Genomic DNA, 24,767 nt, shown 5'->3' on the forward strand with positions numbered 1-24,767 from the left:
AAGGTGGTCATTCTGGTGGTCTTGACAACCCAACCTTTTAGGTTTAGCTTACCAATCAGCCAGTTAATGGCAAAAGCGATCCCAGTCAGAGGAGCCAAATTTTAGTTTTGGGACATCCTGGTGAGTCCGGAGACGTTAAAAAAAACAAGAGCTTATCTTTACCCGGTTGACCTGATAAGGTTTGCCGGGTTTTTTGACATCCATAGTTTTTGGGGGCTTAATCGGGGGCCTCACGGTTCGTTGGAAAAATGGAGCCCCCACGTATGGCATTAACCGATACCGCTATCCGCAAGATCAAGCCCGTATCAGTATGCTGACATATAGATGTGTTCGGTTCAAACGGAGCGATCACACAAGCTTGCCAGGTGATGCCCCTAGTGGGAATCGCGACCGTCTCTTTCATCTGATTTCAGATATTTCCCGTGATCTTGATCCGTTCTTTCCCAAATGATTGATTTCTTTCATTCGAAACAAGGCTGTACAATAAGTAAACCAAAATGGCAACTATAGAGTTTCTAATGGATACAGTATAAGAACTAAATGGAACATACTTCTATGCAGGAAAATCCAATCTGACTGCTGCCGAACTTCTGTTTATGATTTTTTGTGAGAATACCGCAAGCCAGTTTGGGATTGGTGTTGCAGATTTCGGGGCCGTTGTTGCTCTGGTATCAGGTCGTAATAATCTCTGGACAAGGGCGAAACCCGCTGGAGCGACTAAAGGCACATCATACGCGTCCAGGACTGCACGTGCAGTGTTTAAAAAGTCAAAATTTCCCTTTGGAATATCCCTTCCGACATGGTTAGGCGGTTACACCCCATGGACAGCCAGACGTGTTATGGTTCGTAACATTGCGCCGTTTGTTGGACGTTCCATTCCTTTGATCGGGGAAATTATCCTTGCCGCAGATGTGTCACAAATAACATATCGCACTATACGCGACTACAATACCATTGCTCGGGGCAATGATAAGTTATGGTAGACAATATTGAACAGCAAGTTTACGAGCTTGTACGGCCTTATGCTGGCACATATCTGTTCAACATTAAGCAAGTGGAATTAACACCAGAGATTGACCTTGATACTGATCTGAGCATTGATGAACTTGAAGCCGAAGATCTCATGAATAAATTCTTCGAGAAACTCAATGTCGAGCGAGGTAACTTCAGAATAGAAACCTATTTTCCTAATCACCCTTTTTCATGGCATCCGTTCAAGAAAACGGAGCCTGTACCCGTCCCAGATTTCACTATCAGCATGCTGATCGAGTCAGCAAAAGCCGGGAAATGGTTATATGACTAATTGTAATGAACTTAACAAATGGCTGTACCAGTACCCTTCTTTTTGAGCGATGATGGTGGCGCTAAGATAGTTCTCTTTTCTTTTTAAAGGGTTCATGTTTACTGCCGCCGCCCTTACGCTAACCCTTTTAGTTTCTTCCTTTGCTGTCATACTATCGAATGACGTGCCTCACCTGTGAACGCTAAGGAGAATAATATGGAAAATAAAGGCACAAACCTGACGCCCGAGCAGGCGCTGGATCGCCTGGAGGAGCTGTACGAGCAGTCGGTTAACGCGCTCCGTGAAGCCATCGCTGAGTATGTTGATAACGGCACGCTGCCCGATCCCCATGCCAGGCTTAACGGACTGTTTGTTTATCCTTCGCTGTCTGTAAGCTGGGATGGCGCGACACCGAACCCGCCTAAAACACGCGCTTTTGGACGCTTTACTCATCCCGGCTGTTATACCACTACCGTTACGCGGCCTGCGCTATTTCGCGCTTATCTTCTGGAACAGCTTAACCTCGTTTATCATGATTATGGCGCGCATATTGCGGTGGAGGCCTCGCACCATGAGATCCCGTATCCTTACGTGATTGACGGCTCAGCTCTGACGCTGGATCGTTCTATGAGCGCCGGGCTAACGCGCCATTTTCCTACCACAGAACTGGCGCAGATTGGCGATGAGACGGCAGACGGTCTGTTCCACCCCGGCGAATTCTATCCGTTATCGCACTTCGACGCGCGTCGTGTTGACTTCTCGTTGGCCCGGTTACGGCACTATACCGGTACGCCGGTTGAACATTTTCAGCCCTTCGTTTTGTTTACCAACTACACCCGCTATGTCGATGAGTTTGTGCGCTGGGGATGCAGCCAAATTCTTGATCCTGACAGCCCCTATATCGCGCTTTCCTGTGCCGGCGGAATTTGGATCACGGCAGAAACGGAAGCGCCGGAAGAGGCTATTTCCGATCTGGCCTGGAAGAAGCATCAGATGCCCGCCTGGCACCTGGTAACGGCAGATGGGCAGGGGATTACGCTGGTAAATATTGGTGTCGGCCCTTCAAATGCTAAAACGATTTGCGACCATTTGGCCGTGTTGCGGCCTGACGTCTGGCTTATGATTGGGCACTGTGGAGGGTTACGAGAAAGTCAGGCGATTGGCGATTATGTGCTGGCCCATGCCTACTTACGCGATGATCATGTGCTGGATGCCGTTCTACCGCCTGATATTCCTATTCCAAGCATTGCGGAAGTACAGCGTGCACTGTACGACGCTACCAAAGCGGTTAGCGGAATGCCCGGCGAAGAGGTGAAACAGCGACTGCGCACGGGAACAGTCGTCACCACGGATGATCGTAACTGGGAGCTTCGTTATTCCGCATCGGCGCTGCGATTCAACCTTAGCCGCGCGGTTGCGATTGATATGGAGAGCGCGACGATTGCAGCCCAGGGCTATCGCTTTCGTGTGCCTTACGGCACGTTGCTTTGTGTTTCTGACAAACCTTTACACGGTGAAATTAAACTGCCCGGGCAGGCAAACCGGTTTTATGAGGGGGCTATTTCAGAACATTTGCAAATTGGTATTCGTGCTATTGATTTGCTACGCGCAGAAGGTGATCGTTTGCACTCACGTAAATTACGCACGTTTAATGAGCCACCGTTTCGCTAACGAAATGAGCTGTCGCCTGCTGTTGGACAGGAGCGGAAGAGGCGTATTTATATGATATGGAAAGTGGCTGAATGAAGCCTTAGCGGGAGGCGATTCCGCATCCCGCTAAGGCCTTATTGTGCCGCGAGCTTCATCACCATCGCCGGAGACCTGTCGCCGATAATCACGTCTACGCCAGGAAACGCGCCGGAAGGCGAAAACATTGCGCCACACTTCACGCTCCTTGAGCGCCTGACCCACAAGCCCGGATTGACAAGCAGATACAATCGTGTGAATCGATCAGTTTAAAGGGGTTATCAAAAGGCTTGATACTGCGGATTTTCGTGTCGGACAGGAATATAGGGTGGTCACGCCATTATCGAACTGAAATGGCCCCAAATCAGACCACTAATTTCGCCGGATACGCAGGAAAAACCAGACACACATCGGGAAAGATTTTCACGCTAACTTATTGGAACCTAACTGAATAGTGACTTATAAGTACGCCTGAAAACAGGAATTTGGCTCCTCTGACTGGACTCGAACCAGTGACATACGGATTAACAGTCCGCCGTTCTACCGACTGAACTACAGAGGAATCGTGTGAACGGGGCGAATATTAACGAGGTGCCCCTGGCTTGTCAAAGCCTGTTTTCACAAAAAAAGTTCGTTTGCTGTTTTATTCCACACTTCGGTTAAAATTCACCGTTTCCTGATGATTTTCACAGCAAAAAGCGCTTACTCCCTCTTTACGCGCGGGTATCTCCACAGCCAGCGCCCGCTTACCAGACGCCAGTAAAACAGTGCGCCGCGCACGGCCCAGTCAAGAAACATCCCCAGCCAAACCCCTACAACCCCCATACCCAGCACAATACCAAGCGTATACCCTGCCACAACGCGACAGCCCCACATCCCCAGCATCGATACCCACATCGCAAATCGCACATCGCGCGCGCCTTTAAAACCCGACGGCAACACCCACGCGGCCGCCCAAATTGGCATAAAGGCGGCATTAAGCCAGAGCAGAACTTTCACTACCTCTTTTACGTCCTGCTCCTGGGTATAAAATGAGGCAAACAGACCCGCGAACGGCGCTGTCCCCCAGGCAATTGCCGTAAGTACGATAGTTGACATCCAGAATACATGGCGCAGTTGACGCTCTGCCTGACCAATTTGCCCGGTACCAAGACGCTTACCAGTGATAATAGTCGACGCCGAACCAAGGGCGTTACCCGGCAGGTTGATAAGCGCCGCCACGGAAAAGGCAATAAAGTTACCCGCAATAACGTTAGTGCCCATTCCGGCGACAAACATTTGTGTCAGTAGCTTGCCACCGTTGAACAGCACTGACTCAATGCTCGCCGGAATACCGATACCCATCACTTCCCAGATAATGCCGAAATTCAGCGGCTTCAGATAGCTTTTCAGCGGAATGCGCAGCGCCGGATTAAAACCAATCATCAGCACCCAAATAATCGCTACCGCGCCGATGTAGCGCGAAATGGTTAATCCCAGCCCCGCGCCGGCAAAACCCAGCCCTTGCCAGGAGAAAGCCCCGTAAATCAGGATGCTGCTGATGATAATATTGAGAATGTTCATCCCGCCGTTAATCATCAACGGGATTTTCGTATTCCCTGCCCCACGCAGCGCGCCGCTACCGATTAGCGCAATTGCCGCAGCCGGATAACTCAGCACCGTCAGTTCAAGGTACGTTAACGCCAGCCCCTTTACTTCTGGCGTCGCCTCGCCTGCGACAATATTAATAATTTCACTGCCGAAATAATGAATGACCACTGCCAGCACAACGGCAAATAGCGTCATAATCACCAGCGACTGGCGCGCCGCCGCCCTTGCCCGTCGCCTGTCGCGCTTGCCGAGGCTAAAGGCGACCACCACCGTAGTACCAAGATCGATAGCCGCAAAAAAAGCCATAATTACCATATTAAAACTGTCGGCAAGCCCCACGCCCGCCATTGCTTCCTTGCCCAGCCAACTGACGAGAAAAGTACTGAGCACGCCCATTAGCAAAACACAGGTATTTTCCAGAAAAATGGGGATAGCAAGTGGGGTGATTTCACGCCAGAACAACACCTTGTAACTCTTGCGTTTGGCATACCAGGGCGTACGGACGACAACCTGGCGTAAGGCAGTGGAGACGTTCAAAATGGACCTTAAAGAAGAGAGTTGAAACCACATTTCAATAATGAGCGAGAAATCGTAAGGCTGCAAAGCTTTTTGCAGAAAAAATGTCTGCAAATGCAACAAAGTGATGAGATAACCCGCAATCGAATCTGTAAGGGGTTAAATGGGGTTTGACAAAAATTTTTCCGCCGCTAATATACGACCCCACACGATTCCTCTGTAGTTCAGTCGGTAGAACGGCGGACTGTTAATCCGTATGTCACTGGTTCGAGTCCAGTCAGAGGAGCCAGATTTTAGTTTCGGGACATCCTGGTGAGTCCGGAGACGTTTAAAAAACAAGAACTTATCTTTACCCGGTTGACCTGATAAGGTTTGCCGGGTTTTTTGACACCCATAGTTTTTGGGGACTTAATCGGGGGCCTCACGGTTCGTTGAGAAAATGAAGCCCCTGCCATGACACTCACTACTAATACAGATACTCCAGCCCATGAAAACCAGCAATGTGGCAGGATATTTAAAGGCCAGACCTGCCCGCGCTAATGTTGACCGGCATTCCGGAACGGCGCTCCAGCACCTCATTAACCCGCGAAGTATCAACGTCAGCCCCTTTGATAAACGTGCGCAGCACTGGCGTAACGGGCAATGGAACTTTTTTGTCTGACTCAAATTCAGCACGGTTGCGAGAAAGCGGTTCGTGTACCTCCAGCCAACGACTGCCATCCGGCTCTACCGAAAATTTAACGGGCCTGTCGATAATCTGAACGCGGGTTCCTACAGGAACATGGTCGAATAAATATTTAATATCGTCATTGCGTAAACGGATACAGCCCTGACTGACGCGAAGGCCAATGCCAAAGTTAGCGTTAGTGCCATGGATGGCATATAACCTGCCGATATATATTGCGTATAGCCCCATAGGGTTATCCGGCCCCGCAGGCACCATCGCGGGCAGCGTTTTTCCCTCTTTAGCATATTCCCGACGCGTATTAGCCGTTGGCACCCAAACCGGGCCATCTTGTTTGCGTTCAACCGCAGTTACCCAGTTGCGCGGCGTTTCACGGCCAGCCTGACCAATACCAATGGGTAGCACCTCAACCGTATTCGTGCCTGCGGGATAATAATAAAGGCGCATCTCGGCGACGTTTACCACAATACCTTCACGAACGGTGTCAGGCAGAATCAACTGCTGCGGCACTACCAGTGTGGAACCAGACTGAGGTAAAAACACATCCACGCCGGGATTCGCTTCAAGCATATTACTCAGTCCCTGACCGTAGCGGGCGGCAAATGACTCTAAGGGCTGAGTATTGTTCTGCGGTACAGCGATTGTGACAGGCTGTCCTACCAGACGACTGCCTTCGGGCGGCAACGGATAGCTTATAGCCAGCGAGAAATGGCTTACCAACAAGACGAAAAACGGAAAAAAAGGTGTGGTACGACGCATTATATCCCTTCCTTTGTCGCGGCAGGTGTGCGTTAAGTATAGCTTTTTTCTCACATGGCTGGTGTTGTGCGCCCGGGTTATGTTGCGTTTGCGTTCCCCTCCGGCAGGACAATATTACTGGCCGCTAACTCCCCCATATTGTGGAACATGGCGCACGCGGCTTCCACGATCGGCATCGCCAGCGCCGCGCCGCTTCCTTCACCTAACCGCATCGCCATATGCAAATAGGGTTCCATAGACAAATGCGCGAGCGCGATGCGGGCACCCTTTTCCGCCGAAAAGTGCGACGGGATCAGATAAGGTCTCACGGCAGGCGCAATCTGACAGGCCGCCAGCGCTGCCGAGTAGGAAAGAAAGCCATCCAGCAATACGGGTAAGCCACACCTTGCCGCACCAAGCATCACGCCGGTCATCCCGACCAGATCAAAACCACCCACCTTCGACAACACATCAATGCCGTCGCGCGGATTGGGCTGATTAATCGCAATCGCCCGCCGCACGACGTCCACTTTATTATCGATGCGGGAAGGCGGAAGATTCGCGCCAATCCCCACCACCTCTTTTGCATCACTTCCTGTAAAAACGCTGACCATCGCGGCGGCTGGCGTGGTGTTCGCCATTCCCAGCTCCCCTACGCCAAATAAGGTCACGCCGCGTTGCGCCAGGTCGCAGGTGTAGCGGGAAACCTCCAGCAAAAGCTCCTCAGCCTGCGAGCGACTCATCGCCGGGCCAACGGCAATATTTCCGCAGCCGCGCGCGACGCGCATATTAACTACGCCAGGAATAGGTTCAGCATCAATACCAACATCAATGACATGCACCTTCGCACCGGCCTGAGCGGCAAGCACGCATACGCCGGTTGTTCCCCGCGTCATATTCGCCGCCTGAATCGCCGTCACGATTTTGGGCGAAACCGCTACGCCTTCATCCCAGACGCCATGGTCGGCGCACATCACCAGCATCGCCTTTTCACCTACCTGCGGCGTACCGTTAAGCCCCGGCATTCCCGCGAGCTGAACGGCTAAGGCTTCCAGTCTGCCCAGGCTGCCCGGCGGTTTGAGCAGGCCGTCAATATGTTGCTGCGCACGCGCCATCGCCTCGGCGTCCGGCGCAGGAATGTCACGGAGTAAAGCGTGTAGTGTCTGCATAAGATGTCTCGTCCGTAATAATCGGCTCATAACAGAGCCAGCAGAAAGATCAGTTCGCCAAGTTCGATCGCCGCGCCCAGCGTATCGCCGGTTTGACCGCCAAGCGTACGTTTAAGCAACTGGCCAAGGATGAAAATCGCCGCGAGTGTGACCACCATTGCGGCCAGTCCTTGCATACCAGGCAGTAATACCGTGGCGACGATTACCGCCAATCCCAGAGTAATGCAGGTTTGCCGTCCGCTGACTTTACCGATAAATACATTGCCGAGCCCCTCGTCACGGGCGTAGCGATGACGGTACATCAATAAAACGGCGCTGCCACGCCCAGCCGCACAGGCCGCCGCCAGCGCCGCCAACATTGGCGTTCCACGTAACGCCAGTTCGCTGACCACCAGAATTTTTGCCAGTAGCACAAAAATAAGCGCCAGCCCGCCATGGGTTCCCAGACGACTATCGCGCATAATCTCCAGCATTCGCTCACGGCGGCGCGCGGAAAAAATGCCATCGCAGGTATCGGCCAGCCCATCCAGGTGAAAACCACCGGTCAGCAGCGCCAGCGCCAGAATACAGAACAACGCCGCTAGCGGAATACCGCACCAGGATTGCAGGAGGATGAAAATCAGGCCGCTTACGCCCCCCAGAATCAACCCGATAAAGGGAAACATCACGATCCCACGCGAATACTGCTCGAAATCCAGTCCCTGCGACCAGCGTGATGGCACGGGCAAGCGGCTAATAAAAGCGAGCATGGCCCAAAACAGCTTACTCATTTAATTTTGACTCCAATACCTGAGACCACCAGCCAGACCTCATCCGCCGCTGCCGCCAGTCGTTGGTTGACCCGACCGGCAATATCACGAAAATGGCGCGCCAAACGATTTTCCGGGACGATCCCCATTCCCACCTCATTTGTCACCAGTACCACTTTCGCCGGGCAGCGCTGGCAGGCTGCAATTAAAATCTGAATTTCATCGTCAATGGCGCGCTCCATCGCCGCGTAATCCCACTGTTCGGGATCGTTTTCTCCTCCCAGCGCAAACAGCAGATTCGTCACCATGGTGGTAATACATTCCAGTAAAATCGCGTCGTCAGGGGCAAGATCCGCGGTAATCAACGTATCAAGATGCCGCCAGCATTCTGCGGTCCGCCAGTGTGCCGGCCTGCCATCTTTATGATGCTGAATTCTCGCCGCCATCTCGTCATCAAGAATGTGCGAGGTGGCGATATACAGTACCTGCGGCGCATCGCCAATTAAGGTTTCAGCATGACGGCTTTTACCACTACGCGCCCCGCCCGTCACCAGAATCATCATACCGGCTCCTGATGTTGTTGCATGATGGTATAAATTTTATCAATATCAATATGTTGCCGCATCGCTTCCGCCAGCAGATCAAATTGCCGCGCTTTATGCTCCGCATAACAAAAAGTCGTTTCCCACGGCGCAAGCCCTTTTCGTGCCCGTAACCCATTGACCACCGCACGGGTAAACGCATCGCTGTCAAACAGGCCGTGAAGGTAAGTGCCAAACGCCAGTCCGTCGGCGGTGACCGCACCATCCGCCACAGAGCATCCATTTTTCTGTAACGTCATGGCCGTACAGCATCCTTCCTGCAGCACCGTTTCCCCCATGTGAATTTCATAACCGCGTACCGGTAGCCCCGCTGCGGCAGCCAGCCAGCCGGGCAGCTCGTCTGACATTGTCGCGTTAACCTGCGTCGTGGTTTTATCCTGTGCAAAGCGAGTGATCGTATTAAGCAGCCCCAGGCCCGGCTGCGTACCCAGCCCCGACTCCACCTCATCCACAATGGTGTCGCCCAGCATCTGGTAGCCGCCGCAAATTCCCATCACCGGCACGCCCTGCCGATGTGTCTGCAATACCGCATCCGCCATCCCGCTTTCGCGCAGCCAGGCGAGGTCGCTCAGCGTATTCTTACTGCCCGGCAGGATCACCAGATCAACGTCAGTCAATGCTTCCGGGCGGCGAATATAGCGTATGCGCACATCCGGCTGCGCCGCCAGAGCGTTAAAATCCGTAAAGTTAGAAATATGTGGCAGTTGCACAATGGCAATAGTGATATCACGGGGGGCGTTACCGCGATATTTATCGTTTTGCAGCGCGACGCCATCCTCATCTTCCAGATCCACATCCAGCCACGGCATCACGCCCAGGACCGGGACGCCGGTAAGCGATTCGATTTGTTCGATACCGGAATAGAGTAGTGCCACGTCGCCGCGGAATTTGTTGATAATGACGCCCTTTACTCTGTCACGCTCCTGTTTATGCAACAGCGCCAGCGTGCCATAAATAGCGGCGAATACGCCGCCCCGGTCGATATCCGCCACCAGAATAACCGGACACTGGGCCATTTCCGCCATTCCCATATTGACGATATCACGATCGCGCAGATTGATTTCCGCCGGGCTTCCGGCGCCTTCCAGCACAATAACGTCATATTCCTGCGCCAGGCTGTTATAGACCGCAAGGATTTGCTCACGCAAACGCGGTTTATAGTCATGGTAACTAACCGCATCCATATTGGTCGCCACTTTCCCCATCAGCACGACCTGCGCCTGGCGATCGCTGGTCGGTTTGAGCAGCACCGGATTCATACGCACATCTGGCGTGATCCCCGCGGCTTCCGCCTGAAAAATCTGCGCCCGCCCCATCTCTTTGCCATCCGGCGTAATACCAGAATTAAGCGCCATATTTTGCGATTTAAACGGCGCGGTACGCAGACCATCCTGATAAAAAATGCGGCATAAACCCGCCGCCAGCACACTTTTGCCGACGTCGGATGCCGTCCCCTGCAACATAACTGCCTGTGTCATGACGCCTCCCTGAATGCGCACTTTTGCATTCGATGAAAAAACTCCGTTTCTGTTTTACACAGCGGCAGTCCCAGTTGAGTATGAAGTTTGACCAGCCAGGGCTGGGTTAGCCCCGCTTGTTCCATCGCTTCCGTACACGCGAAAACCTCGCCAGGCGTGCCATGCGTCAGGACCTGGCCCTGACGTAACACGTATACGGCATCGCTAATTTCATAAATAAGATCGATATCATGGCTGGAGATAATGACATGATTGCCCTGCGCCACAATCCGCCTGATGATAGCAAGCATCTGAGTGCGCCCTGCGGGATCGAGACCAGCAGTGGGTTCATCCAGCAATAGATAGCGCGCCTGTAGCACCAGCGCTCCGGCGATAGCCACACGTTTTTTTTGCCCATGACTCAAACACTGAATGGGCTGATGGCGAAAATGTTGGGCGTCAACCAGCGTTAGCGCCTCGTCGACGCGGCGCGTGATTTCCGCTTCCGGCACCCCCAAATTACGTAAACTAAACGCAATATCGCTATCGATATCAGTATAAAAAATCTGCTGTTCAGGGTCCTGAAAAACCGTCGCAACTTGCTGGCGCAGCGCCAGTAGTCCGCGCTTGCTGTAATCCAGCGGTTTTCCCTGCCACAACACGGCCCCTTTTTGCGGACGCAACAGGCCGCTCAGGTTCATAAAAAGCGTAGACTTCCCACAGCCGTTCGCACCCACCAAACCGGTAACAGGCGAAAGCGAAAAATCCAGATTTAACCCTTTAAGTACCGGCTCATCCTGATAACGAAACCACAGGTCTGAAGTGGCAAGCATAATAGTCCTTACAGGTGAAAATCACCCTGATACAGTTTGATATCCAGCGTGGTGGTCATTTGCTGATAACGCATTAACACCCGCGTAAACAGGAGTCCAGTCAGCATTGCCAGAGATCGATAGCCGTTCGGCAGGCTGCAATAACCAAAACGCAGCGTTTGCGCGCGACGAATTGCCGCCGCCTCATCCAGAAGAATAAAGAGAAAGCGCCACGTTAACAGGATTTGCTCAGTAAGCAGGCGTGGAATATGCGCGCGCTTAAGCAAGCTAATTAACTGCGGAAACGGTAGGTTCATCACCAGCCACAACGTCGCGGACAGCGCCGTCAGGCTACGCCAGAACGTTTCATTCGCCGTAACCACGCCCGCACGGGTAATCCCGATCCAGTACGGCCCGACAGAGATGCCAGCCAGCAGCATTTGCGGCTCGCGGCTGATGCTGAAGATAATCGTTATCACGCCGACCAACAAAAATCCAAAAGGTATCGCCATCCATCGACACCAGCGCCAGAGGGATATGCGCAATAGCCAACAGCTCAATCCGGCAATGATCAGCAGCTCAATGCCCTGCCCTACAGGCGGCAGAACAAACGCCAGTATCATCATCGCCAGCCACAGCAAAAACTTGCGCTGCGGCGCAACGTGTGCCCAGCGGCTTTGATAGCTGAGTCGATCAAGCCCGGTCATCACGGCGTTGTTTACCTTTGCAATACCCCAGGATATAAAAAATCACCGCCGCGCCAAGAGAGCCCTGAAGGGTAAACAGCAGGCTTTCAATTTCACCGCTGGCGGGTTCATATAACGGCTGAAACCAGGGTTTATACTGCGGCGCAATAGCCTGAATCTGGCTTTCCGCTTCGCCGTCTGAACCGCCATATTCACCGCCGTGGTTAATAAAAAACGGCAGAATCACCAGCGCCACCACCATCGCTAACAACATCAACGTTTTTTTCATTTTAATGTCCTTGTACGGTAATCACTTGCCGTTTGGTTAACTGGTCATAAATCATGACGGTTAATAAACCTTCGGCAATGGCGACAGGAATCTGTGTGAGGCAGAAAATCCCCATAAACTTCACAACAGACCCTGTCGCTCCGGCATGGGGATCGGGAAACGCAACGCCAAGCTGGACTGAAGTCACAAAATAGGTCGCCAAATCCGCCAGCATCGCACACAGAAAAACGGCGACATCGCGGCGCAGTCCGGCACGGCAGGCCATTTTCCACACCAGATAACCGACAACCGGGCCAATCACCGCCATCGACATTCCATTTGCGCCAAGCGTCGTCAGGCCGCCGTGCGCCAGCAATAGCGCCTGAAACAACAGCACAACCGCGCCGAGAATCGCCACCACCCCGGGCCCGAACAAGATAACCGCCAGACCAACGCCGGTCGGATGTGAACAACTCCCCGTTACCGACGGAATTTTGAGCGCGGACAGGACAAAAATAAACGCGCCGCACAGCGCCAGCAGTACCTTCTGATGATTATCCTCCTGCACAATACGCCGTAAGCGCACCAGCCCATACCACAAGCAGGGTAAAAACAGTAACCACCAGGCCAGCGCCCACACTGGCGGTAAAAAGCCCTCCATGATATGCATCGCAAACGCCTGTTGCGGGACAACCATCAGCAATAGCGCTGCAGCCAGTCCACTGAAAGACAACTGTCTAAGCTGCTGTTCAAGTTTCATTCTGCATACTCCCACTGTTTATTGACCAGAATGGTCGAAAAATAGGGCAACGGTCGATCATCGTTGACCTCGTGGAGATGGCGCCAGCACTGCTCGCCGGGCAGCGTGGCCTCGGACATCATTAAGGCGCACTCCAGCAGGCCAGCCTGCGCCAGCAACGCTTTAATACGGGCGAATCGGCCATACACTTTCATCAACACCAGGCTATCATGCTGTTGTAGCGCCTGGGCTATTTCCGCTTCCGGCGCGGTACAAGAAATAACCGCCAGCGATTGCCGTTCTATGGCAAGCGGCATTTTCGCGCGGGCGGCTATCGCGGCGAAGGACGTGACGCCGGGGACAATCTCCAGCCACTCCGGGCAGCCGATTCGCTGGAGTAAAAAAATCCAGGTACTGAATAGCATCGCATCGCCCAGGGTAATAAAACCGACCTGTTTACCCGCTTCCACCTCTGCGGTAAGCGCGGCGGCAACCTCGTTCCAGACCGCTTCTTTCTCGGCGCCGTCAGCGCTCATAGGGAAATGGCAACAACGTACTTTCGTGTGCTCGCCGAGATAGTCGCGCACAATCGACAGCGCCAGACTATCGCCTCCCTTACGACCGGCGGGCGCATACAGAATGTCCAGCGAGCCAAGAATCCGCGCTGCGCGGACGGTTATCAGGTCGGGTGCGCCTGGCCCGGTACTTAATGCGTATAATTTACCGTTCATGCCGCCTCCTCTACCGCCATGTTCAGCGCCTGGTGCAAATGCGCGACAAACATCGCCCGGATAGCCGGGTTTTCTCCCAGCCCGCTCAGCCACGGCGTCGCCGGAATGCCCGCCGCGTTAAAGCGCATTTTCCATGAGTCGCCGTCGTCTGAAGCCATATCATTAATGGCGTGATCGCCCGCTACCAGCATTAATGGCATCAAATGTACGCCGGTGACGCCTTCGTCACGCAGGCTGTCGATCAGGATGTTGACCTCCGGGTAGCTTTCTACGGCGCCGACGCGCGCCGGAAAGCGCTGCGCGGTCATCATATGATCGAGGCAGGCATAAGCTGCGAATGCGTGATGGCTGGCGCCGTGGCCCATAAAAACGACTTTCTCCGTTTGTCTGAGCGATGGCATCTGTTGTCGCAACGCCTGCATTAGCTGCACATAATCGTTATGGCTGCTCAGCAGCGGCACGCCCAGCGTCAGGCGAGTGAATAACGGACGCAAGAGTTGTACTTCACGGACAATTTTTTCATATTCGTCGCCGTTAATAATGTGCAACGACTGAATCGCCACGTCCTGATATCCCTGTGCGGCAAGCTTTTGCAAAGCCTGTAATGGCGTATCGATGTCGATACCGTCACGCTGGCGAAGCTTGCGAATGATCATTCCGGAAGTGAAGGCGCGAAACAGGTCGCGATCGGGACAGGACGCCGCCAGATCACGTTCGCACGCCACAATGTTTTTTTCACAGGTGTCGTGATAGCTGGTGCCAAAACTGACCACCAGAAGCGCTTTTTTCATTTTTACTCCTTAGCTGCGGCCAGCCAGCGCGATAAACGCTGCGCAAAGGCGGCCTGGCCTTCCAGTAACTCATCACCCGTCACAAGCGGCGTCGGGCGCGCAATAACGATGCAGGGAATGCCCGCATCCAGACAGGGCTGAACTTTTTCCTGATATCCCCCCTCCGCGCCGGACGCTTTGGTAATGACCACGTCGGCCCGGCACTGGTGGTAAAACGCGGCGTTAAAATCAGCGCTGAACGGCCCACACAGTGCGAAAATTTCTCCAACGCCGAACCCCAGTTCGCTGCAGCGTTGAATCACCTCCGCCACGGGCAGTACACGCGCCAGCAACGTTTTTTCCGCCAGTCCGGCACGCCAGACGGCCAGATCTTTACTGCCGGTCGTCAGTAACACGCGCGGACCAAAACGCCTCGCTATCTCGCAGGCATCGGCAATACTGCGCGCCGTATAGAGAAGCGGATGCGTCAGATTGCTAAGCTGCTCCGGACGCTGATAACGACTTAACAACACGCCTGCCATTTCACAGGCGCGAAGGAGGTTATGGCTAACCATTTCTGCATAAGGATGCGATGCATCTATTACCCAGCGAGTACGTTTTTCTTTTAGCCAGGCGACCATCTGCCCGTACTCCAGACGACCACAGCGCACCTGTCCTTTAATGTCGCCAGCCAGCGCTTTTCCGGCTGGCGTCGCCACGGATAAGGTGTATGCGACGTTCGCTGCATCCAGTTGTCGGCATAACGCGCGCGCATCGCTGGTGCCGCCCACCACCAGCACATCCCCCTCATTCACAGCGTGTAACCTCGCGGCGTTATCATCAGCCCATCCTGAACATAGGTCGTTTTATTACCGACGATGACCAGACTGGTCATATCTACCGGTTCAAAATCCATATCGCCGAGCGTAGTCAGCCATTTTTCCTCTTTCTTACGTCCGGCGGATTTCACCACGCCAACCGGCGTTTGCGCGCTTTTACTGGCGGCAAGCAGGTCAAACGCGCGCGCCAGATGCCCTTCGCGCCCGCGGCTACGCGGGTTGTAAAAACAGATAACAAAGTCTGCCTCTCCGGCGGCAACGATGCGTTTTTCAATCACCGGCCACGGCGTCAGCAGGTCGCTGAGGCTGATATGACAGAAGTCGTGCATCAGCGGCGCACCCAGCAGCGAGGCGGCTGCGATACTGGCGGTCATCCCCGGAATAAGGCGAACCTCTACATCCAGCTTCTGCTTGCTCACCAGCTCCAGCACCAGTCCCGCCATGCCGTAAATACCGGCGTCGCCACTGCTGATGAGCGCTACGTTATGCCCGGCCTGCGCCAGTTCAATAGCCGCCTGGCAGCGTTCAATTTCCTTACACATGCCGGTCTTGATCACCTGTTTATCGCCGGTAAATGCTTTAACCAGATGGGTATAGGTTTTGTAGCCCACGACGATTTCCGCCGCTTGAAGCGCCTCAATCGCCTCCATCGTCATCATTGCCTGCGAACCGGGGCCAATACCAATTACGCTCAACATCAGTGTGCAACTCCTAAAGTAATAGTGACGCCCTGTTCTCGCAGGGTCTCGCCTAACAATTGTCCCTGGCTTAATAACCACGCAGCCGGGCCGGATACGCTGCCAACGCCCACCGTTTTTCTGACGAAGCCAGAACCGGGAAAATGGTGTTCGAATTCGCGCAACGCTTCGGCGGTAAAGGTTTTAAAAGGCACGCGGCAGCAGGAGGCGAGCTGAATAAGCCCCGGCTCCCCTTTTTTGAGCGTGACGCTGCCAATCGCTTTTAACGCCAGCGGATCGAGTTTCTGCGCTTCAAGCTGGCGCGCCAGTAATGTCGCTAACAGGGGAAATGGCGTATTGCGGCGACAGCCAATTCCCGCCACCACACGCTGGGGCACCAGTTTCCAGTGCAGTACGGGAAGCTCAGGGAGGTCATTACGCAAAGAGACGCAGATAAGCGCATCCAGCTCAGGCAACCGCTGCAAATCATCAACAGGGATAAAACCGCGAATATCGCACTGGCCGATCTCTTCCGTTAGTTCGGCATCCCACCATAACCCCACCCGTTGATGACTGACCAACATCTGGTTAACGGTTTTTACCGCCGTTCGAAGATCGGTCATACGGGCGTTAAGCTGGAAAGCTAAGGTGTCCAACGCGGACATCTCATTGACATCTGTTGCCGTGGTAATCACCGGATCGGCGCCTAACATTCCTGCCAGGTAGCGCGTCAAGGCATTGGCCCCTCCCGCATGACCGGAAAGCAGGCTAATGACATGCTGACCACGTTCATCAATGACGACCACCGCCGGATCGCTGAACTTGTCGTTCACTAACGGCGCCAGGACACGAACGGCAATGCCGGTCGCGCCAATAAAAATAAGCGCGGTATAAGTGGTAAAAGCCTGCCGGGCGGTATTAGCGAATCCGCCATCGAAGGGAATAAATCCCTCTTCCCGCAGTTTTTCACTGGTAAAGCAGGTTAACGGCAGCATCGCGGCGAGTCTCTTTGCCAGCGCCACGCCGCCGGGCGTCAGGCAAAACAACGCAATGGATTCAGGCTTTACGGTATTCATGGCTAAAGTCCGCTGCATAGAGTCTTGAGTAGTGATACTCCTTACCCAGAAAATTCCCGACCAGGATTAGCGCCGTCTTACGGATGCCAGCATCACGTACTTTGTCGCTAATATCCGCTAACGTGCCGCGAACGGTCTGGCTTTCCGGCCAGGTAGCCTTATAGATGACCACGACAGGCGTAGTTGCCGGATAACCGCCGGCAATGAGACGTTCCGCCACCCGGTGAATACGCTGAACGGAAAGATAAATCGCCATCGACGTCTGGTGACTGGCGAACGCCTCCAGTTGTTCGCGCGCCGGTACTGGCGTGCGCCCTTCCAGACGGGTAATAATGAGACTCTGCGATACCTCCGGTACGGTATATTCCACACCCAGCTCCGCCGCAGCGCCGAGAAACGCGCTGACGCCAGGCACTACCTGCCAGTCGATACCACGGCGGGTTAACTCTTCGCCTTGCTCACGCACGGAGCCGTACAGCGAGACATCGCCCGTTTGCAACCGCACCACCGTTTTTCCCGCTTTCACGCCCGCAGCCATCAGCTCGATAATCTGCTCAAGATGCAGTTCGGCGCTGTCGTAGCGTTCTGCCTGCGCGGAGCAGTAATCCAGCAGTTCGGTATTGATCAGCGAACCGGCATAGATAACTACCTGCGCCTGTTGCAGCAGGCGGTAGCCTTTAAGCGTGATCAGCTCGCGATCGCCCGGCCCGGCGCCGACGAACCATACACAGCGTGGATCAAATGTCTCTGACATGGTTTTCTTCCTTCTGACAGGCGATAACAAAAACAGGATTGTTCGGTTTGAAATAGTGTCCCGCCCCCAGCGGCGTTAACGATGAAAGCTGAAGCTGTACACAGTCCATTCGACATGCGCCGATGTGCGCAAGATGCGCCAGCGCGCTATGAAGGTTTTCCTGCAAGATAAAGGTCATCACCAGACGGCCACCGGGATGCAGATGGCCCATCGCCCAGTCAATCAGCGCCGTCAGATGACCGCCGCTGCCGCCCATAAACACCGCATCGGCTTTCCCGGTTATGGTCATTGGCGCTTCGCCGGGGAGAATATCGATATTGCCGCAGGCAAAGCGCTGACGATTCTCATCAAGCAGCCGTAGCGCGGCAGGATTACGCTCGATAGCCGTCACCTGCAACGAAGGAAACTGCAGCGCCGCTTCAATTGAGACGCTTCCCGTTCCCGCCCCGACGTCAATCAGGTGACTGGCGCGGTGGAGCTCAAGTTTCGACAGCGCCAGCGCCCGTACCGCCTCTTTGGTCATCGGTACGTTCTCGCCGCGCAGAAAAAGCTCATCTTTCATCCAGGATCACCACTGCATTCATTTCATAGTCGGCGTTGACCGCACTGACGGGTAGCCAGTGGATCCGCTCATTTTCCATCGCCAGATTTTCACCAATCACCATTAAGCGATGCCCTTTGCCTCGCGCGACCAGTTCCCGCGCGATTTCTCGCGGCCCGCAGCGGGCATCCGTGACCATCGCCACTTTGCGATGGTTCGCTAACTGATCGAAGCTGACGCAACGACCGTGGCTACTGGTCAACCACATGTCATTCATATCAATTCCAGCCTGTGCGCACAGATACTGTACGGCGCTGATGCCAGGGATAATGCGAACCTGTTCGATACCAAAATGCGCCACCAGGCGTGTACCGATGCCATAAAACAGCGGATCGCCGGAGGCCAGCACCACGATCCCTTTATCCCGACGGGCGGCAATCCATGACAACAACGCGCCAATATCCGCGCCCAGCGTAAATCGTTCGCCGCCAAACGCCGGAAACTGCGCCAAATGCCGTTTACCGCCTGCCAGCGCATCGGCGTGGTCTATCGCTTCCAGCGCCGCAGGCGTCATCAAATGCTGTCCGGCGGGCCCCATTCCCACGACCGTTAGCATTGCAGCTCCTTAGCAATCTCGTCGACGGGACGATTACTGCCGAGAATATGGTTATCAAAAGAAAACAGGATGGCGTCGCAGACAGGCGGCGTTTTGGTAAAACGCAGCATCTGCATGACTCGCAAACAAATACGCCTGGCAAGATGGTTATAGATATGCCCGAAGCCATATGCTTCAATGTGCTCCATTGCCGCTTCGGTGGTATCGCAATCGCTGACCAGGGTGAGTAACACCAGCGGCGCGCCCAGTAAAGCTAAATGCGCGACCAGCGTTTCCATGCGCGCATCAGCAATATGGCTATGGGTATGAAAGATCCCGGCGGCGATTTTGATCAATTTTCCAGGATGCCCCACCAGCACTATCTGGCAAAATCCCAGCCGTACCGCCTCTTCAATCATGTAGCCGACAAAATTGCTCATGGTGACGACCGTCTGTGTGTCGACGCCCATTTGTTCGCGAACAAACCGTTCGCCGTGGTTGCCCGGCACGAGTATCACCCGCGTTAATCCTGACGCCCGTTTGATCTCCAGTTCCAGCGATAGCGAGCGTTTCCAGCTTTCTTCCGACATCGGCGTCACAATGCCGGTAGTGCCAATAATGGAAATGCCGCCAAGAATGCCAAGCCGCGAGTTATATGTTTTTTGCGCCCGCGCTTCGCCTTCCGGGGCAAAAATCTCCACATCGGCCCCACGCGCCGGGCCTATCGCTTCGCGCACCGCTGACTCAATGGTATGGCGCGGCGTACGATTGATGGCGGCGCTCCCGAGCGGCAGCCCAACCCCTTTACGCGTTACCGTACCAATGCCATCACCGCCAGTGAGCGTAATCTCACCGCTGTCGTTGAGCGTAACACGGGCAAAAATCAGCATCCCGTGCGTGGCATCCACGTCATCGCCGCCATCTTTACGAATTGCGGCTATCGCCTGCTGGCCTTCAATGTGCGGCGACTCCACATTCAGGCATAGCGTGACGCCCGACGGCGTGACGATGGAGACCTGATGAATCAGATGTTGACGCAATACCATCAGCGCGGCGACTTTTGCCGCCGCCGTCGCGCAGGAACCGGTGGTATATCCTTTACGTAACGCTTTACCGTGGCGCCAGACCGGCGCGTCAAAAGAAAGCTCGCCCATCAGGCCTCCCGGAGGTGATAGAGCAGCGCATTGACGATAGCGGCAGCCACGTTACTGCCGCCTTTACGCCCTAACGCGGCAACCGCGGGAAAATGACTATGGGTGAGCGCCTCTTTGGACTCCGCCGCGCCGACAAAGCCTACCGGTACGCCCACCACGCCGCTCACCGTCACGTCATGTTCAAGCAAACGGAACAGGGCCGTCGGCGCATTACCGAAAACAAAGAGCTTGTTTTTCTCCTCCTCGGCGATAGCGATATCGACGGCGGCCATTGAACGGGTAATCCCCTGCGTTTTTGCGGCGCGCACCACGCGCGGATCGCTGATATAACAGCGACACTCGCCGCCAAACGTCGCCAGTAATCTTTTATTAATGCCGGACAGCGCCATCGTGGTATCGGTATAAATAATGCATGGTTGACGTAGCGCATCACAAAGCTGCTCCAGCGCATCGGCAGAGAACCACAAAATGTCCAGCCAGTCGAAATCGGCGGTGGTATGAATAACCCGCTTGATAATGGCCTCATGGAGCGGACTGACGAAACGGTAATCAGGACGCGTTTCGCGAATAATGTCGCTAATAATGGTGAAACTGTTGGCCTCAATGGTTTGGGGCTGCTGGATATAATGCATACTGTCGTCCTCAGGCCACACCAGATAACCCGCACCGCGCCGCAATAAACAGCGCCAGCGCCAGGGTTGAAGCGACCCACATTAATCGAATCGTTCGGGAAATATCGTCCACGGAAATATCGCGCTGCGCGTCGCCGATCCAGGGCTTGTCCACACGCTCGCCAAAGTAGTTATTTGGGCCGCCGAGCTGGATTCCTAAGGCGCCAGCCACACACGCTTCCGACCAGGCGCAATTTGGGCTACTGTGGTTATAACGGTCACGCCAGCCAATACGCAGCGCCCGCCAACCACTCAGGCGACATAGTCCTGCCGCAATCCCCAGCAACAGCCAGCTCAGTCGAGCAGGAAGATAGTTCGCTACGTCGTCCATACGGGCGCTGACCATACCAATCGCCCGGTATTTTTCATGTTTGTAGCCCACCATTGAATCCAGGGTATTGACGGCTTTGTAGGCCATCGCCAGCGGCGCGCCGCCGAGAAAGAGGAAAAAGAGCGGCGCGATAATGCCGTCAACGGTGTTTTCTGCAACCGTTTCCACCACGGCGCGATTGATCTGCGCTGGCTGAAGTTGCGACGTATCGCGCCCGACGATCCAGGAGAGTTTTATTCGGCTTTCCGCAAGGTCGTTCTCCCGCAACGGTCGCTCAACCTCCTGCGCGGCGCGGGCCAGAGAGCGTCCGGCCAGCGTGGTAAAGATCATCCAGACTTCGACGCTCCAGCCAAACCAGGGGTGAATCCGCTGCGCCAGCGCCAGTACGCCCCATGCCACGCCCCAGGTCGCCCCGACAACCACAACCCACATTACGACGCCGCCAATCCGCAGCGCTTTATCGCCGGGACAATAGCGACGCACAATACGCTGCACAAACGTGATTAAACGGCCTATCCAGCGTACCGGATGGGGCCAGTGTTGAGGGTCGCCGATGATAAAATCCAGCACCCAGGCGATACACCAGGCAAGGATCGTCATAATATGCGCCTCGCCGCCGCCAGCCAGTGCTGCAACATTTCCGGACGCTGGGCGAAATGGACGTGCAGATAGCTGGCAAACGTGTTGCCTGTCTGCCAGCCGCCGGTCCATTCCTGTAACACGCGACCATCGCGAACCTTACGACAGGCCATAACGGCGGGTGTTTCGGGGATAAAATCTGAGTAGTGAAATTCATGGCCGCGCACTATCTCACCAGGCACCGCCAATAGCGTTGGCTGCATAGCCTGCGCCTCACAGTAACCAAAGCGGGTAAGTCGCTTACCCATTTTGCTGTGACCGGGGATAATATTCGCCATCTGATGAATTTCCCCGCCGCTATCCTCCAGAGTGCTCCCCAAATACATCAGACCGCCACACTCCGCGTAAATCGCCACGCCGCGCTGATGCGCCGCCCGCAAATGTTTTAACATCGCCGTATTTGCCGCCAGCTCTGCGGCGTATAATTCGGGATATCCACCGCCCAGCCAGATCATCTGACAATCAGGCAATACGCGGTCATGCAGTGGGCTAAAACGCACAATGTTAACGCCGGCACGCTCCAGCAAATCGATGTTATCGGGGTAATAAAAGTTAAAGGCTTCATCATCCGCCAGAGCAAGCGTCAGCCCTGCCCCCGCTGTGTTATCGGGGCGTTCAGGCCACATTCCCGCCGGAAGCGCTGATAACACGCTCAGCGAGAGTAACGCATCCACATCCACTGTTTGTTCCAGCGTGGCGGCAAAATCATGCCATGATTGCTGATTGACGAGGGATTCTCTGGCGGTAATCAACCCCAGGTGGCGTTCAGGTAATGCGACGCCGTCGCAAGGAGGGACATACCCCAGTACCGGCAGTGAGCAATAATGTTCAATGGCATTTTTGAGGAGCTGATAGTGGGCGTCGCTAGTGACGCGATTCACAATCACGCCCGCGAGGTTGAGGGTCGGGTCGAAGTGCTGAAATCCCATAACGGTAGCCGCAAGCGACGTTGAAACAGCCTTGCCGTCCACCAGTAGGATGACCGGGCAACCAAGCTGTTTCGCCATTGCGGCTGTGCTGCAATAATTGGGGTCGACGCCATAGCCGTCATACAGCCCCATGACCCCTTCAATGACGGCGATATCCGCCTGCCGCATTTGTTCGCAAAATAAGGCGTTGAGAACAGGAGGAGGAAGCATGAAACTGTCAAGATTACGGGACGCCACGCCACAGATAGCGGTATGCCAGCCGGTATCAAGGTAATCTGGCCCAACTTTAAACGGCTGTACGCGCAGCGCGCGTTTTTGCAGCAGCCTCAACAAACCAAGCGTCACCGTGGTTTTGCCGCAACCGCTTCCTGTGCCTGCAAGAATAAATGCGTGATGCCTTGCCGCCATTACCCTGATCCTGTTCAGGGTGGTAGGGGTATACAGGTACGCGCATGTTCAGTCTTTCGACTGTACGCGTCTTCGCAACCCACTTCCCACCGAAGTTGTTGGTTATCACCGACAGGCAGGTCTTCTGGCTTAGCGTCCTCCTCGCCCGTCCTTCCCAATCTTGCGATCAGTGGTCTTTACGGGGTCGTCAGCATCACAGCAGCGGGGGCTGCGGGGGATTTTCACCCCCTTCCCTACCACAAATGTGGCAAACCTGTTGGTTTACGTTATGGCTGTACGGCACACCCATAACGGCAATTAATAATGTGCTACGTTTTACATTTCTGTGAGCAATAACCTGAGCGGTTGCTCATCTGACGTTAATCTACTCATCCTTACCGGTATATTGACGATAAAACGTATCGACAAAGCGTAATAAAACTTATCTTTCCTGACACTGTACTTCATCACAAAAATAAAAACTGGTGCAGTTTATGCCCTAAATTTTATTATTTTGTTGCGCTATGACAATTTATTGTTACACCAGATAAATTTTCTTTCTGAAATGATTAAGATACAAAACACTATCAAAAATCGGCAATAGCAAAATATTGCTATTCATAACGATGGAGGATGAGAATTCTCATTTATCTGCTGGCGATAAGCCTGCGGCGTAACCTGATAGGTCTGGCGGAAGACTTTACAAAAATAGCTGGTTTGCGAAAAGCCTAAATTACGCGCAATACTGGCAATACTCCAGTCACTATGGCAAAGCAATTCTCTGGCGCTAACCATTCTCTGGCGGTTCACCCACGCATTAAATCCGATTCCCTGATATTTCTTGAATAGCTTACTGAAGTAATAGGGGCTGAGATAGACATGTGAGGCGACATCCTCAAGACGAAGATCGTCGGACAAATGCGCATCAATATAGCGAAGCGCTTTTTTCATTTTACTGTCATGCGGAGTGGGACCACGAGCGGCTTTATTTGCCTCCGATTGCTGCGGATTGTCTTTGATAACCACGAAATTGAGCTGTTTTTTCAGGCAATTCTCAACAATCAGTTTAAGGAGATCGGCAGAAGCGATAACGCGTGAATAGTCCATCTCTGGCACATTCCGAAATTCATTCAAGAGCTCAGGGTCAGTCTGCCAGCGATCGTCGACATTAAGAATGTTTACCAGCTCCACGTCATTACTTAAACGAACCTGCCCGCATAAAACAAAGCCAACTAAATGCCCTGCGATTACCAGCGGAATAGAAAAATCCGTTAGACCGGCATGACAACGATAAATACAGGGTTGATCGGACTTCGATGCCTCCAGTCCCCCGCAGCGATCGCTCATACGACAACGTGTACTATGCTGGGGATGCTGCCGCATCAACTGACAAAACGGCGTGAAATTGAATAGCTCAGATATTTCATCACCATGAATATTGACAACCACAACCGCCAGACCGGTGGCTTGTGCAAAATCCTGTGCGATTTTATTAATGAGTTCTGAGTTCAGAGCGCTCGCAGAAATCATGATAAAACCCCTCAGTTAATTTATTGTTATAAACAAAACACATTATTTACATTCACTTTTTATTAGCATTATCCTGGCCCTGATAAAAAGTACAATGACAATATCAAAAGTCTCCCATTGCTGGGAGACGTTTTGATCAGTTCGTGAAAGCAGATCACGAAATT

Annotated in this window: 26 protein-coding genes, 2 tRNA genes, 1 pseudogene and 1 riboswitch; of the genes and pseudogenes, 4 read left to right on the forward strand and 25 right to left on the reverse strand. The window is 53.8% G+C overall.

From position 1 onward, the window contains the following. Positions 1-518: 518 nt before the first annotated feature. Positions 519-983: pseudogene (locus ACLJRE_RS08695) on the forward strand (STM2901 family protein). After that, the gene (locus ACLJRE_RS08700; protein ID WP_000228159.1) at positions 977-1,303 is read left to right on the forward strand and encodes a DUF1493 family protein; all 327 of its coding nucleotides are present in this window, start codon (positions 977-979) and stop codon (positions 1,301-1,303) included. The pseudogene ACLJRE_RS08695 and the gene ACLJRE_RS08700 overlap by 7 nt, the downstream one beginning before the upstream one ends. Here ACLJRE_RS08700 and ACLJRE_RS08705 read toward each other — a convergent pair. Then, entirely contained in the window at positions 1,292-1,453 is a 162-nt protein-coding gene (locus ACLJRE_RS08705; RefSeq protein ID WP_001531298.1) for a hypothetical protein, read from the reverse strand. The two genes, ACLJRE_RS08700 and ACLJRE_RS08705, sit on opposite strands and share 12 nt — an antisense overlap. A gap of 45 nt (positions 1,454-1,498) precedes the next feature. Between ACLJRE_RS08705 and ACLJRE_RS08710 the strand changes: the two genes are divergently transcribed. Further along, the gene (locus ACLJRE_RS08710; RefSeq protein WP_023212523.1) at positions 1,499-2,953 is read left to right on the forward strand and encodes an AMP nucleosidase; all 1,455 of its coding nucleotides are present in this window, start codon (positions 1,499-1,501) and stop codon (positions 2,951-2,953) included. Positions 2,954-3,454: 501 nt separating this feature from the next. Here the strand turns inward: ACLJRE_RS08710 and ACLJRE_RS08715 are convergent. Both ACLJRE_RS08715 and ACLJRE_RS08720 read right to left on the reverse strand, forming a co-directional pair. Beyond that, positions 3,455-3,530 (reverse strand) — tRNA-Asn (locus tag ACLJRE_RS08715). 140 nt (positions 3,531-3,670) lie between these two features. After that, positions 3,671-5,128 (reverse strand): EmmdR/YeeO family multidrug/toxin efflux MATE transporter, encoded by a 1,458-nt coding sequence (locus tag ACLJRE_RS08720; protein ID WP_001542574.1) that lies wholly within the window; start codon positions 5,126-5,128, stop codon positions 3,671-3,673. A 159-nt stretch (positions 5,129-5,287) separates the two neighbouring features. On the opposite strand from ACLJRE_RS08720, the gene ACLJRE_RS08725 reads away from it, so the two are divergent. After that, positions 5,288-5,363, forward strand: a tRNA-Asn gene (locus tag ACLJRE_RS08725). Positions 5,364-5,588: 225 nt separating this feature from the next. On the opposite strand, the gene ldtA is transcribed toward ACLJRE_RS08725, so the two are convergent. The 22 genes from ldtA to pocR form a co-directional block, all read right to left on the reverse strand. Next, complete coding sequence (ldtA, locus tag ACLJRE_RS08730; RefSeq protein WP_001255047.1) at positions 5,589-6,518, reverse strand: L,D-transpeptidase; 930 nt, start codon at positions 6,516-6,518, stop codon at positions 5,589-5,591. A gap of 77 nt (positions 6,519-6,595) precedes the next feature. Further along, positions 6,596-7,666 (reverse strand): nicotinate-nucleotide--dimethylbenzimidazole phosphoribosyltransferase, encoded by a 1,071-nt coding sequence (gene cobT, locus ACLJRE_RS08735; protein WP_001193969.1) that lies wholly within the window; start codon positions 7,664-7,666, stop codon positions 6,596-6,598. A gap of 26 nt (positions 7,667-7,692) precedes the next feature. Next, the gene (gene cobS / locus ACLJRE_RS08740; protein ID WP_000040002.1) at positions 7,693-8,436 is read right to left on the reverse strand and encodes an adenosylcobinamide-GDP ribazoletransferase; all 744 of its coding nucleotides are present in this window, start codon (positions 8,434-8,436) and stop codon (positions 7,693-7,695) included. Beyond that, positions 8,433-8,978: a bifunctional adenosylcobinamide kinase/adenosylcobinamide-phosphate guanylyltransferase gene (gene cobU, locus ACLJRE_RS08745; RefSeq protein ID WP_000973189.1), complete on the reverse strand. Its 546-nt coding sequence runs from the start codon at positions 8,976-8,978 to the stop codon at positions 8,433-8,435. The genes cobS and cobU overlap by 4 nt, the downstream gene beginning before the upstream one ends. Next, on the reverse strand, positions 8,975-10,495 hold the full coding sequence (locus ACLJRE_RS08750; RefSeq protein ID WP_000189660.1) for a cobyric acid synthase: 1,521 nt from the start codon (positions 10,493-10,495) through the stop codon (positions 8,975-8,977). The genes cobU and ACLJRE_RS08750 overlap by 4 nt, the downstream gene beginning before the upstream one ends. Then, positions 10,492-11,307: an energy-coupling factor ABC transporter ATP-binding protein gene (locus tag ACLJRE_RS08755; protein ID WP_023196897.1), complete on the reverse strand. Its 816-nt coding sequence runs from the start codon at positions 11,305-11,307 to the stop codon at positions 10,492-10,494. Before ACLJRE_RS08755 ends, ACLJRE_RS08750 begins: the two co-directional genes overlap by 4 nt. An 8-nt stretch (positions 11,308-11,315) precedes the next feature. Beyond that, positions 11,316-11,993 carry an energy-coupling factor ABC transporter transmembrane protein gene (locus tag ACLJRE_RS08760; protein WP_000147135.1) on the reverse strand — a complete coding sequence of 226 codons (678 nt, stop codon included), beginning with the start codon at positions 11,991-11,993 and terminating at the stop codon, positions 11,316-11,318. Further along, positions 11,980-12,261, reverse strand: a complete 282-nt coding sequence (locus ACLJRE_RS08765) for an energy-coupling factor ABC transporter substrate-binding protein (RefSeq protein ID WP_000753212.1) — start codon at positions 12,259-12,261, stop codon at positions 11,980-11,982. Before ACLJRE_RS08765 ends, ACLJRE_RS08760 begins: the two co-directional genes overlap by 14 nt. Before the next feature lies 1 nt (position 12,262). Beyond that, entirely contained in the window at positions 12,263-13,000 is a 738-nt protein-coding gene (gene cbiM, locus ACLJRE_RS08770) for a cobalt ECF transporter S component CbiM (RefSeq protein WP_000764336.1), read from the reverse strand. Continuing rightward, positions 12,997-13,710: a cobalt-factor II C(20)-methyltransferase gene (locus tag ACLJRE_RS08775; RefSeq protein WP_023212524.1), complete on the reverse strand. Its 714-nt coding sequence runs from the start codon at positions 13,708-13,710 to the stop codon at positions 12,997-12,999. The genes cbiM and ACLJRE_RS08775 overlap by 4 nt, the downstream gene beginning before the upstream one ends. Beyond that, entirely contained in the window at positions 13,707-14,501 is a 795-nt protein-coding gene (gene cbiK / locus ACLJRE_RS08780) for a sirohydrochlorin cobaltochelatase (protein ID WP_023212525.1), read from the reverse strand. Before cbiK ends, ACLJRE_RS08775 begins: the two co-directional genes overlap by 4 nt. Before the next feature lie 2 nt (positions 14,502-14,503). After that, entirely contained in the window at positions 14,504-15,295 is a 792-nt protein-coding gene (locus tag ACLJRE_RS08785) for a cobalt-precorrin-6A reductase (protein WP_023197388.1), read from the reverse strand. Next, complete coding sequence (locus ACLJRE_RS08790) at positions 15,292-16,017, reverse strand: precorrin-3B C(17)-methyltransferase (RefSeq protein ID WP_000953643.1); 726 nt, start codon at positions 16,015-16,017, stop codon at positions 15,292-15,294. The genes ACLJRE_RS08785 and ACLJRE_RS08790 overlap by 4 nt, the downstream gene beginning before the upstream one ends. Then, a complete protein-coding gene (gene cbiG, locus ACLJRE_RS08795; RefSeq protein WP_001098922.1) occupies positions 16,017-17,072 on the reverse strand; it encodes a cobalt-precorrin 5A hydrolase in 1,056 nt (351 codons plus the stop codon). The genes ACLJRE_RS08790 and cbiG overlap by 1 nt, the downstream gene beginning before the upstream one ends. Next, positions 17,053-17,826: a cobalt-precorrin-4 methyltransferase gene (locus tag ACLJRE_RS08800; protein ID WP_000004875.1), complete on the reverse strand. Its 774-nt coding sequence runs from the start codon at positions 17,824-17,826 to the stop codon at positions 17,053-17,055. Before ACLJRE_RS08800 ends, cbiG begins: the two co-directional genes overlap by 20 nt. Then, complete coding sequence (locus ACLJRE_RS08805; protein ID WP_000650985.1) at positions 17,810-18,388, reverse strand: decarboxylating cobalt-precorrin-6B (C(15))-methyltransferase; 579 nt, start codon at positions 18,386-18,388, stop codon at positions 17,810-17,812. The genes ACLJRE_RS08800 and ACLJRE_RS08805 overlap by 17 nt, the downstream gene beginning before the upstream one ends. Next, entirely contained in the window at positions 18,378-18,983 is a 606-nt protein-coding gene (locus ACLJRE_RS08810; RefSeq protein WP_000958829.1) for a cobalt-precorrin-7 (C(5))-methyltransferase, read from the reverse strand. Before ACLJRE_RS08810 ends, ACLJRE_RS08805 begins: the two co-directional genes overlap by 11 nt. Next, the gene (cbiD, locus tag ACLJRE_RS08815; protein ID WP_023197390.1) at positions 18,977-20,116 is read right to left on the reverse strand and encodes a cobalt-precorrin-5B (C(1))-methyltransferase CbiD; all 1,140 of its coding nucleotides are present in this window, start codon (positions 20,114-20,116) and stop codon (positions 18,977-18,979) included. The genes ACLJRE_RS08810 and cbiD overlap by 7 nt, the downstream gene beginning before the upstream one ends. After that, on the reverse strand, positions 20,116-20,748 hold the full coding sequence (locus tag ACLJRE_RS08820) for a cobalt-precorrin-8 methylmutase (protein ID WP_001629724.1): 633 nt from the start codon (positions 20,746-20,748) through the stop codon (positions 20,116-20,118). Before ACLJRE_RS08820 ends, cbiD begins: the two co-directional genes overlap by 1 nt. A gap of 10 nt (positions 20,749-20,758) precedes the next feature. Next, positions 20,759-21,718, reverse strand: a complete 960-nt coding sequence (cbiB, locus tag ACLJRE_RS08825) for an adenosylcobinamide-phosphate synthase CbiB (RefSeq protein ID WP_023197391.1) — start codon at positions 21,716-21,718, stop codon at positions 20,759-20,761. Beyond that, a complete protein-coding gene (locus ACLJRE_RS08830; RefSeq protein WP_000741260.1) occupies positions 21,715-23,094 on the reverse strand; it encodes a cobyrinate a,c-diamide synthase in 1,380 nt (459 codons plus the stop codon). Before ACLJRE_RS08830 ends, cbiB begins: the two co-directional genes overlap by 4 nt. 96 nt (positions 23,095-23,190) lie before the next feature. Beyond that, positions 23,191-23,366, reverse strand: a riboswitch (cobalamin riboswitch). Between the two features lie 325 nt (positions 23,367-23,691). After that, a complete protein-coding gene (gene pocR, locus ACLJRE_RS08835) occupies positions 23,692-24,603 on the reverse strand; it encodes a transcriptional regulator PocR (protein WP_023212526.1) in 912 nt (303 codons plus the stop codon). Positions 24,604-24,767: the final 164 nt, after the last annotated feature.

Origin of the sequence: Salmonella sp. SAL04157 (genome assembly GCF_046551635.1) — a bacterium.
Taxonomy (GTDB): domain Bacteria; phylum Pseudomonadota; class Gammaproteobacteria; order Enterobacterales; family Enterobacteriaceae; genus Salmonella; species Salmonella enterica.

Coding starts and splice junctions, on each gene's coding strand:
- ACLJRE_RS08700 (WP_000228159.1), top strand. CDS start 977: ATGGTAGACAATATTGAACAGCAAGTTTACGAGCTTGTACGGCCTTAT.
- ACLJRE_RS08705 (WP_001531298.1), bottom strand. CDS start 1,453: ATGACAGCAAAGGAAGAAACTAAAAGGGTTAGCGTAAGGGCGGCGGCA.
- ACLJRE_RS08710 (WP_023212523.1), top strand. CDS start 1,499: ATGGAAAATAAAGGCACAAACCTGACGCCCGAGCAGGCGCTGGATCGC.
- ACLJRE_RS08720 (WP_001542574.1), bottom strand. CDS start 5,128: ATGTGGTTTCAACTCTCTTCTTTAAGGTCCATTTTGAACGTCTCCACT.
- ldtA (WP_001255047.1), bottom strand. CDS start 6,518: ATGCGTCGTACCACACCTTTTTTTCCGTTTTTCGTCTTGTTGGTAAGC.
- cobT (WP_001193969.1), bottom strand. CDS start 7,666: ATGCAGACACTACACGCTTTACTCCGTGACATTCCTGCGCCGGACGCC.
- cobS (WP_000040002.1), bottom strand. CDS start 8,436: ATGAGTAAGCTGTTTTGGGCCATGCTCGCTTTTATTAGCCGCTTGCCC.
- cobU (WP_000973189.1), bottom strand. CDS start 8,978: ATGATGATTCTGGTGACGGGCGGGGCGCGTAGTGGTAAAAGCCGTCAT.
- ACLJRE_RS08750 (WP_000189660.1), bottom strand. CDS start 10,495: ATGACACAGGCAGTTATGTTGCAGGGGACGGCATCCGACGTCGGCAAA.
- ACLJRE_RS08755 (WP_023196897.1), bottom strand. CDS start 11,307: ATGCTTGCCACTTCAGACCTGTGGTTTCGTTATCAGGATGAGCCGGTA.
- ACLJRE_RS08760 (WP_000147135.1), bottom strand. CDS start 11,993: ATGACCGGGCTTGATCGACTCAGCTATCAAAGCCGCTGGGCACACGTT.
- ACLJRE_RS08765 (WP_000753212.1), bottom strand. CDS start 12,261: ATGAAAAAAACGTTGATGTTGTTAGCGATGGTGGTGGCGCTGGTGATT.
- cbiM (WP_000764336.1), bottom strand. CDS start 13,000: ATGAAACTTGAACAGCAGCTTAGACAGTTGTCTTTCAGTGGACTGGCT.
- ACLJRE_RS08775 (WP_023212524.1), bottom strand. CDS start 13,710: ATGAACGGTAAATTATACGCATTAAGTACCGGGCCAGGCGCACCCGAC.
- cbiK (WP_023212525.1), bottom strand. CDS start 14,501: ATGAAAAAAGCGCTTCTGGTGGTCAGTTTTGGCACCAGCTATCACGAC.
- ACLJRE_RS08790 (WP_000953643.1), bottom strand. CDS start 16,017: ATGTTGAGCGTAATTGGTATTGGCCCCGGTTCGCAGGCAATGATGACG.
- cbiG (WP_001098922.1), bottom strand. CDS start 17,072: ATGAATACCGTAAAGCCTGAATCCATTGCGTTGTTTTGCCTGACGCCC.
- ACLJRE_RS08800 (WP_000004875.1), bottom strand. CDS start 17,826: ATGTCAGAGACATTTGATCCACGCTGTGTATGGTTCGTCGGCGCCGGG.
- ACLJRE_RS08805 (WP_000650985.1), bottom strand. CDS start 18,388: ATGAAAGATGAGCTTTTTCTGCGCGGCGAGAACGTACCGATGACCAAA.
- ACLJRE_RS08810 (WP_000958829.1), bottom strand. CDS start 18,983: ATGCTAACGGTCGTGGGAATGGGGCCCGCCGGACAGCATTTGATGACG.
- cbiD (WP_023197390.1), bottom strand. CDS start 20,116: ATGGGCGAGCTTTCTTTTGACGCGCCGGTCTGGCGCCACGGTAAAGCG.
- ACLJRE_RS08820 (WP_001629724.1), bottom strand. CDS start 20,748: ATGCATTATATCCAGCAGCCCCAAACCATTGAGGCCAACAGTTTCACC.
- cbiB (WP_023197391.1), bottom strand. CDS start 21,718: ATGACGATCCTTGCCTGGTGTATCGCCTGGGTGCTGGATTTTATCATC.
- ACLJRE_RS08830 (WP_000741260.1), bottom strand. CDS start 23,094: ATGGCGGCAAGGCATCACGCATTTATTCTTGCAGGCACAGGAAGCGGT.
- pocR (WP_023212526.1), bottom strand. CDS start 24,603: ATGATTTCTGCGAGCGCTCTGAACTCAGAACTCATTAATAAAATCGCA.